Source organism: Daejeonella sp., assembly GCF_046590655.1.
GTDB lineage: Bacteria > Bacteroidota > Bacteroidia > Sphingobacteriales > Sphingobacteriaceae > Daejeonella.
Map to the genome: position 1 here is coordinate 1 of NZ_JBKJUM010000166.1, position 8312 is coordinate 8312.

General features: G+C 39.1%; 9 protein-coding genes and 1 pseudogene. 4 read left to right on the forward strand and 6 right to left on the reverse strand.

Annotation, left to right across the window (positions count from 1 at the left end; genetic code table 11):
* A partial coding sequence (locus ACLL8Z_RS14830) for a CHRD domain-containing protein (RefSeq protein ID WP_411275582.1) occupies window positions 1-84 on the forward strand: 84 nt, incomplete at its 5' end.
* A gap of 125 nt (window positions 85-209) precedes the next feature.
* Here ACLL8Z_RS14830 and ACLL8Z_RS14835 read toward each other — a convergent pair.
* Window positions 210-989, reverse strand: coding sequence for a hypothetical protein (locus ACLL8Z_RS14835; RefSeq protein WP_411275575.1), 780 nt, complete (start codon window positions 987-989; stop codon window positions 210-212).
* Between the two features lie 23 nt (window positions 990-1012).
* On the reverse strand, window positions 1013-1378 hold the full coding sequence (locus tag ACLL8Z_RS14840) for a glyoxalase (RefSeq protein WP_411275576.1): 366 nt from the start codon (window positions 1376-1378) through the stop codon (window positions 1013-1015).
* A 206-nt stretch (window positions 1379-1584) separates the two neighbouring features.
* Here ACLL8Z_RS14840 and ACLL8Z_RS14845 point away from each other — a divergent pair, with 206 nt between their 5' ends.
* A complete protein-coding gene (locus ACLL8Z_RS14845; RefSeq protein ID WP_411275577.1) occupies window positions 1585-2391 on the forward strand; it encodes a DUF1206 domain-containing protein in 807 nt (268 codons plus the stop codon).
* A 238-nt stretch (window positions 2392-2629) separates the two neighbouring features.
* Entirely contained in the window at window positions 2630-4828 is a 2199-nt protein-coding gene (gene katG / locus ACLL8Z_RS14850) for a catalase/peroxidase HPI (RefSeq protein ID WP_411275583.1), read from the forward strand.
* Window positions 4829-4942: 114 nt separating this feature from the next.
* Here the strand turns inward: katG and ACLL8Z_RS14855 are convergent, their stop codons facing one another.
* From ACLL8Z_RS14855 to ACLL8Z_RS14870, 4 genes are all read right to left on the reverse strand, one after another.
* Window positions 4943-5710, reverse strand: coding sequence for a DUF2490 domain-containing protein (locus ACLL8Z_RS14855; RefSeq protein WP_411275578.1), 768 nt, complete (start codon window positions 5708-5710; stop codon window positions 4943-4945).
* A gap of 79 nt (window positions 5711-5789) precedes the next feature.
* A complete protein-coding gene (locus tag ACLL8Z_RS14860; RefSeq protein ID WP_411275579.1) occupies window positions 5790-6347 on the reverse strand; it encodes a hypothetical protein in 558 nt (185 codons plus the stop codon).
* Window positions 6348-6969: 622 nt separating this feature from the next.
* A complete protein-coding gene (locus tag ACLL8Z_RS14865; protein ID WP_411275580.1) occupies window positions 6970-7356 on the reverse strand; it encodes a DoxX family protein in 387 nt (128 codons plus the stop codon).
* On the reverse strand, window positions 7317-7661 hold the full coding sequence (locus ACLL8Z_RS14870) for a DoxX family protein (RefSeq protein ID WP_411275581.1): 345 nt from the start codon (window positions 7659-7661) through the stop codon (window positions 7317-7319). The genes ACLL8Z_RS14865 and ACLL8Z_RS14870 overlap by 40 nt, the downstream gene beginning before the upstream one ends.
* 159 nt (window positions 7662-7820) lie before the next feature.
* Here ACLL8Z_RS14870 and ACLL8Z_RS14875 point away from each other — a divergent pair.
* Window positions 7821-8312 (forward strand): annotated as a pseudogene (locus ACLL8Z_RS14875) (IS66 family transposase); the annotation flags it as partial.

An 8312-nucleotide genomic window follows, 5' to 3' on the forward strand; every position in this document is an offset into this window, starting at 1 on the left:
CAGCTTTTAGCGGGCAAATGGTATTTGAACATTCATAGTTCTACAGTACCTAGCGGCGAGTTAAGAGGAAATATTAAATTCTAATAGTTTAACAATATTCAAAAACCGTATAGCAGGGTCATATGACTCTGCTATATGATTATGCCGAAAAATTCCATCCGTTTAAGAATATTCAACGAAGGTGTAATTGAAACCGACCTGATTTTCCATTAGACCAAGCCCTCCAGCATATGATCAAGTATCGGCTGGCATTTTTCTTTGCAGCACAAATAATAATCACCATGTTTCCATTGATTGGATTTTGGAGATAGTCCCCACCAAAATTCAGTTAAAGCAATCGGCCTCATTTGATTTTGGAAGGCATATTGAAGAAGCTTTGGGCCTGCACATTCTCCTGCACCACTGGGTGGGTTTTTATAAGACGCTTTCTTGAAAATCTCATTCAGACTTTTTTTCTCGCCCAATTGGTTGAGGAAAAAATATTGGTCGAAGATTTTTTGTTGAAGGGAGATTGAATGCTTTTTACGCCTGGATTTCAAAAGTCTGATCTGATCATCATAACCTGCAGGTATGGTCACTTCAAGATCTTTGATCGTAAGGTTTATCCGGCTGAGTTCTCTCATTCCCTGATTTACAAAACTCTGATTACAAAGTCCGTCAAAAACCGGCGGAACAAATTTCATATGCTGGTTGCTATTTGCCAGTTTTCCGGAAAATGCAGCAATGTAACCCATGTCGTTTTGCAAAGTTCTAACTACAAGGACGCCGAACATCTTTCCAACGACTTTTCCTTTTTGACCCGGTATCAGACCGAAGTTATGCACCCAATCATTTTGAGTTTGCAGATATTTCTGTAAATCCTTAGCAGCAATCACAGCCAATGGATGCGGTATGTGATTCAGATTAAAGCGTTGCGGAAGGGGAAATGAGTCAACTGATGGGCTAAGCGGAATTAAGAATTTATCTGTCGGGGTAAGTCTATCGATCACTATGCTTTAAATTTAAGTACCTTCTATTTATTAAACTCTCCGAAATGCCAAAGTATGCCAGATGGGTCGTGTAGAAAACATTCTCTTCCCCAATCATATTGCCGGACAGGCTTCAGCTTCACACCCGGATATTTAGTTTCAAGTTGTTGTTCTTGCAATAGCTCGAAAAACTGATACACATCATTAACCTCCAGAAAAATCATGGTATTGTCCACCCAGTCTTTTACATAGGCATCCTGCAAATAAAAACCAAGATTGTCAGATTTGAACAAAGACATCGTCGGGAATAAAACAGTTTCCTGAAAACCAATATCCTTGTAGAAATTCCTTGATGTGTCAAAGTTTTTGGCTCCTACAAAAGGCCGGATCGAGATAGCTTCATGGTTCATTTTGATGGTAAATAGAGTCTTAAATGGCGGATTTAACTATTGCGTAAAGATATGATTAATAGAATTGTCATGTAAAACCCTTTCATCACCCTTAATGTTGAGTTAGTTTCCGGCATTGTATTTTAATATACAATTGATCACACAAATGACGTAAATGGCGGTTTTATCAAATTATAACATTTAATTTAAATTCAACCTAACCGTTTATGACTACGAAAACCCTTATCCCAGATCTCGACAAAATTGCCCGCATTGGGTTGAGCGCAAAAGGAGTAGTGTATGTTTTGCTCGGAGTTCTGGCATTTATGGCATCTTTTGGTATCGATTCGAAGTCGTTTGAAGACACCACAAAAACGGGTGTTTTCGACTTTATCTATGAGCAGCCTGCCGGGACGATCATTTTGTGGGGGGTAACGGCGGGACTTGTATGTTATGTGATATGGCGTTTTGTTCAGGCATTCACAGACAGCGAAAATAAAGGAAAAGATGCAAAAGGTATCTCTGTTCGTGGACGCTATTTATTTAGCGGGCTAGTTTATGGATCATTAGCTGTTGAGTCTGTAAGAATGCTGATGTTTCACAAGAAAAATTCCGGCGATAACTCACAAGACTTGACCCAGGAATTGCTTTCTAAGCCAATGGGGCAGTGGTTGGTAGGATTAGTTGCATTATTATTTCTCGCAGTAGGTTTATATCAAATTTGGTACGCCTTGTCTGAAAAATACCGTTCGCATGTAAATAAATCTGTTACTGCAAAGTATAAGCCCATCCTGATGAGTTCAGGTAAAATCGGATATATTGCCCGTGGTGTTGTCTGGTTACTTCTTTCGTATATATTTTTGCAGGCGGCGCTCACCGCCAATCCTTCGGAAGCTGGAGATACGTCGAAAGCATTCAGTATGCTTTTACACAGTAATTTTGGTCCTTACCTCCTTGCGATCATTGGGATTGGTTTGGCCTGTTATGGTTTCTTTAATTTTATCAGGGCGCGTTACGAAGTATTTGGGTCATAGCTCAAATTATTCTCAGCTGGTTTTAGAAGTTTAAGCCTGATTTTTTGCTTTTATGGAGCAGGAATGGGCTATGTGTGTGTGAGGTAATTATTATAGAATGATATAGATTTTATCTATACCGTTATCAACTTTTCGAATAAATATTAACCCAAAGTTATTGTAGTTTTGAGCTTAGACTTTTAATTATAATAACATGGAAGATCATTCTCATACAGATCACGACACCAAGGTTGGCGACATGAACGCCGAAACCGCTGCCAAATGTCCTTTTTCCAGCGGGACATTAAAAAAGAGTGCGGGCGGTGGCATGACAAATCGTGACTGGTGGCCGAACCAGTTAAATCTGAATATTCTTCGTCAGCATTCATCTCTTTCTAACCCGATGGATAAGGATTTTAACTATGCAGAAGAGTTTAAAAAGCTCGACTTAGGCGCGGTTAAACAAGACCTTTTTGATTTGATGACTGATTCCCAGGACTGGTGGCCAGCTGATTACGGGCATTACGGTCCGTTTTTTATCAGAATGGCATGGCATAGTGCTGGTACTTATCGAATAAGCGATGGCCGCGGCGGTAGCGGTTCAGGGTCGCAGCGTTTTGCTCCACTAAATAGCTGGCCTGATAATGCAAACCTTGATAAAGCCAGGTTGTTACTTTGGCCAATTAAGCAGAAATATGGGAAAAAAATATCCTGGGCTGATCTGATGATCCTTGCGGGAAATTGTGCATTAGAGTCAATGGGTTTCAAAACCTTTGGTTTTGGCGGAGGACGTGAAGACGTTTGGGAACCGGAGCAGGATACTTACTGGGGTGCTGAAAGCGAGTGGCTGGGTGATGAGCGGTATGTTGGTGATCGCGAGCTCGAAAATCCGCTTGCGGCTGTTCAAATGGGTTTGATTTATGTTAATCCGGAAGGCCCGCATGGTAATCCCGATCCTATTGGATCTGCCCGCGATATTCGCGAAACCTTTGGTCGGATGGCCATGAATGACGAAGAGACCGTAGCCTTGATTGCAGGCGGACATACATTTGGAAAAACCCATGGTGCTGCAGATCCAAGTAAATATATTGCAAAAGAGCCGGCCGGTGCAGGTATCGAAGAGCAGGGACTAGGCTGGCGAAATAGTTTTGGCTCTGGAAATGCAGGAGATACTATTACCAGTGGTTTGGAAGGAGCCTGGACAACTACTCCAACGAAGTGGAGTAATAACTTTTTTGATAATCTATTCGGCTTTGAATGGGAACTGACGAAAAGTCCGGCAGGTGCCAGTCAGTGGAAGCCAAAAGGCGATGGCGGTGCAGGTACAGTGCCAGATGCACATGACCCGGAAACGAAGCACGCACCCTTTATGCTAACTACGGATCTTTCATTGATCATGGATCCTAATTATGCTCCAATTTCTAAACGATTTCACGAAAATCCGGAGCAGTTTGCGGATGCTTTCGGAAAAGCCTGGTTTAAGCTTACACATCGTGATATGGGACCCAAGGAGCGTTATCTTGGTCCGGAAGTGCCTAAACAGGAATTGCTATGGCAGGATCCCATCCCAGCGGTTACACATGAATTAATAGGTGAACAGGATATTGCTGAGCTAAAAAGTCGAATTTTATCATCAGGAGTTTCAGTTTCTGAGTTAGTCTCTACGGCCTGGGCTTCAGCTTCCACCTATCGCGATTCCGATAAACGCGGAGGGACTAACGGTGGTCGTGTTCGCTTACAACCACAGAATAATTGGGAGGTAAATAATCCTCAACAACTTGCCGGAGTTCTGGAGAAACTGGAAATAATTCAGCGAGATTTTAACAATGGACAGTCAGGAGGGAAGTTAATTTCGATTGCAGATTTGATCGTTCTTGGGGGAAGTGCGGGTGTTGAGCAGGCAGTTAAGAACGCAGGTTATGATATGATTGTTCCATTCAAACCAGGAAGAGCTGATGCATCTCAACAACAGACTGACGTGGCATCGTTTGCTGCTTTAGAACCCAAGGCAGATGGATTCCGGAATTATCAGCAGGGTAATCATAACCCATCAGCAGAAGAAATGCTTATTGATAAAGCCCAATTGTTAAAATTGACTGCTCCGGAAATGACGGTGCTTTTAGGAGGCCTACGTGTTTTAAATACAAACTTTGATTTTTCTAAACATGGAGTGTTTACGGATCGTCCAGGTACGCTTTCCAATGATTTTTTTATTAATCTGCTCGATTTTGGAATAACCTGGAGAGAAAGTTCTGATAACAAAAAAGTTTTTGAAGGGCGCGACCGCAAGTCTGGTGCGGTGAAGTGGACTGGTACCAGGGTCGATTTAATCTTTGGATCAAACTCTGAGCTGCGGGCAATTGCAGAAGTTTATGGTTGTGAAGATGGGAAAGAAAAGTTCGCGAGAGATTTCGTCGCTGTTTGGAGTAAAGTGATGGATTTAGGGCGCTTTGAATAGTTTTTTGACGGTTTTTTGGTAGACAGGACATCGATTAAAAATCGATGTTAGGTGCTGGCATTTTTGTCTCAGTGCTTGTAAACTATTGTTTTTGTTCGATTGTCCTGTTAATTATTAGTTGTCTTTAAGGTCAATGTCATAATTTTTTTTTGTTGATTGCTTTCTAAATATTTCCATGAAATAACCTAATTGTAAAAAGTCCCGGCCTGTTTCATCGTTTATTTTGTAGTCAAATTGATGCAGATAACCAACTTGTAAAGTTGTTGATTGTGAAGGTTTATAATTGAGAGCAACTAACATTCTGTTTCGTTCAAAATAGGGTTGGTTGTCTGTAAAGAACACTTCGTTACTTGCACTAATTTGAAAAGGTTTAAAATTGTTTCTTTCTATGCCAAATGGATGAGACAAACCTAATCTATATCTGAAACGATTGCGATAACCATTACTTGTAAATCTAAATTCTGCCCGGTATCGCTGTTCGATTTTGAATTTTCCTAATGATTGAAAAACAATTATTTGCGGCCAGATTCTAAATTCATCGTTGTTTTTAGGCAAAACGAAATTACCACCTTTTTTATAGGTCTGATAACTGCCTGCGCCTAGTGCTAAAATAGCGTTTTTATGCACTTTAAAATTAACACCTCCTTTGTATTCGTAGTAGTGAAAATTGTTATAAAACTTTAACGAACGCAATTGAGCTTCCCCAAATACGCTCCATTTGTCGCTAACACTGTATTTTAGATTTAAAATGTTCCAACTACCCAGGTCAAACTTTTGAGCATAAGTTGTGTTGAACAACAAAATAGAAGAAAGTACTGAAAGAAATATTGGTTTCATATCATCCACTTTTGTTTTAATTCGGAGAACTAAACTCCTTTCCATATATTTTTTGTGGTATATGAAGCCTTTTTACTTTTTCTCTAATTCCTTTAATCTATTTTAGCTTCTTCCATTTCAGGATTTATTTCAAGAGTTTTTTATAGAATCTTTTAGCTGCTTCTTTCCTGTTCAAATACAAATAAATGTTGGCCATCGATAGTGCGATATAATCTTTGTCGGGGAACTCCAAGACATTATACTCTGCAATAATTCTTGCATCATTATATCTTTTTGTACTAATCAGTTTTTCTCCAAGATAATACATTTGCAACCAATCTACATAAAAATGAGCTGTGTCAGCTTTCATTTTTTTATCCGCTGTTACGGCTGTTTCAGCATTATATTTTCCAATGATACTTTCCAATATCACCCGTTCCCATGGTATTGGATTGGTCTCTAAAATCTGCACTAAAATAATTGCCAAAACCATAGTCATAACCCGAAGCCCTTTTTGATTGGCAACATTCCACTCTCTATTCGCTAAGCCAAATGCTTCATTATATATTATTTTGCCTCGTTCAGCAACCAATACTGCACCATCAAACATGTTATAGTTGTGGTAGGTATTCATTATTTTCGATAGCTTTTCTTTTTTACTCTGAGCAAGTAGAATCTGAGCGCTGAAAAAGAATACAATCAATAATCCTCATTTCTGCAAAAACATATTTATCTGTTCGATTAAGGGTTGCAATAAAGCTTCGCACAACCGTTACGTCCTGGAGATGGGGCGGCATTTAAAAATCGTCAGCCCGTAACTGAAGCTAAATTTAAAACTAAATGTTTATTGTTTTTTTACTGCCTGATTTTATTCGACGGCTTGAACTGATTAGTGAACAAGAAGATGAGAATATAATAGCTACCCGCTTTTAGCTGCATAGTTGAAGCCTTCAGCTTCTCTTTTGTAGCCTTGAGGTGCTTCGTTGAAGCTATTTGCTTACTCGGTTGCAGCTATTTGGTACTCTGTTGTAGCTTTTTGCTACTCTGTTGAACCTTTTGGGTACATCATTGAGGTAATTTACCACTCTGTAGTAGCTTTTAACTGCATCGTTGAAGCTAATTGCTACCCGGTTGATTGGGTTTCCAAGGCGACCACACTTTCCTTTCAAACTAAGCACCACACTACCATTATTTTTTGTGGGTGGCTATAATATTTTCAAAAGTTTAAACCCAATTTCTCTGCCATGCCCTTGAAACATAGCAAGGTTTATCCAAAACCAGGCGAATTGTTCCATAAGTTCAAATTTGTCGTTTTTGCCATACTGTTAGTCATCAATACCAGAACAGAAAATAAATATATTTAAAACCATGTAAAATACTGCTGGAAAAGAAACTAACAGACTATCCTTTGATTTGATTCTAATTACTAAAGCCAAAAACATCAATAGTGCAAGTCCACCAGACGATATAAGTAAAAGAGGCCTGAATAGTAAACCAATTAATAATCCTATAGCACCTAAGATTTCTAATATGATTGTAAAGAGTCCAAGTTTTTCTAATTTGAAACGTTTAAATTCTATTGTCAAATGAGGAGAAGCAAAATATGAAATAGAATATGCCAGAAAAGAGAAACTCGATATTAAAACACAACAGAGAATAAAATAATCCATGTTTAAATTATCTTCATGGAAAATAATGCTATAAAGACACATAAAATCAAGAGAATCAACGATGGCAGATGTTTGACAAAAGGATTTTTAACTTTAAAATGGAAATATTGTGCAGCCAACATGCATAATCCCATTAGTAAAGCAGGTATAGGAGTTAGTTCATGAAACCAAATTCCAGCAACTAACAAAGTCGCTAACGAAATTTTAAATGCCCCAGTAAACGTCCTGGTCAAATCACTTAGTCCGAATTGTTTAAACTCCGTGATGATTACATCATATCGAAAAATCCAGACATAGGCAACTGATATTGCTACAATAAGTTGTGCTGCAATTAGGAGATTGGTCATTTTATTTTATTTAATTGTTGGTTGTTACTATTTAACTAATATAAATCATTTAGCACCAAACCCTCAATTTATCTCGTAATCCCTTTGCAGCAATAATGGCTAAAGACAAAGGTGTTCTTCCCCAGTCATGATGATCATGGTCATTACCATCCGAACTAACGAGCAAGCAAAGCCCTGGCTATGATACAGCAACTCTATGCCGTAGAACGAAAGGCAAAAGATACCCTGTTAAATTATCTTCAAATCAAGCAGCTTCGATTGGAAGAATCGCTTCCGGTGATCAACGAACTGGGGAAATGGATCTTCGCAGAAATGAAAAATACCTTACCCAAAAGTCAGATCGGCAAAGCCATGCATCATGCCATGGAACGCTGGGATAAGTTAAGTGCCTACTTACAGGACGGAAATCTGCATATTGATAATAATGGGATTGAAAATGCCATTCGTCCGATTGCCTTAGGACGAAAAAACTATTTATTTGCCGGGACCCACGATGCTGCGGCTCGCGCAGGGATGATCTATTCATTCTTCGCAATCTGTAAGAAACAAGAGGTGAATCCTTATCAGTGGTTGAAATACGCCCTTCAGAATATAATGACCATTAATCATAAGAACATCCGGGAACTTTATCCGCAGAACTTTAAGAAATTA

Excerpts from the sequence above, each read along its gene's own strand:
- ACLL8Z_RS14840 (WP_411275576.1), bottom strand. The coding sequence starts at position 1,378 with ATGAACCATGAAGCTATCTCGATCCGGCCTTTTGTAGGAGCCAAAAAC.
- ACLL8Z_RS14845 (WP_411275577.1), top strand. The coding sequence starts at position 1,585 with ATGACTACGAAAACCCTTATCCCAGATCTCGACAAAATTGCCCGCATT.
- katG (WP_411275583.1), top strand. The coding sequence starts at position 2,630 with ATGAACGCCGAAACCGCTGCCAAATGTCCTTTTTCCAGCGGGACATTA.
- ACLL8Z_RS14855 (WP_411275578.1), bottom strand. The coding sequence starts at position 5,710 with ATGGAAAGGAGTTTAGTTCTCCGAATTAAAACAAAAGTGGATGATATG.
- ACLL8Z_RS14865 (WP_411275580.1), bottom strand. The coding sequence starts at position 7,356 with ATGTGTCTTTATAGCATTATTTTCCATGAAGATAATTTAAACATGGAT.
- ACLL8Z_RS14870 (WP_411275581.1), bottom strand. The coding sequence starts at position 7,661 with ATGACCAATCTCCTAATTGCAGCACAACTTATTGTAGCAATATCAGTT.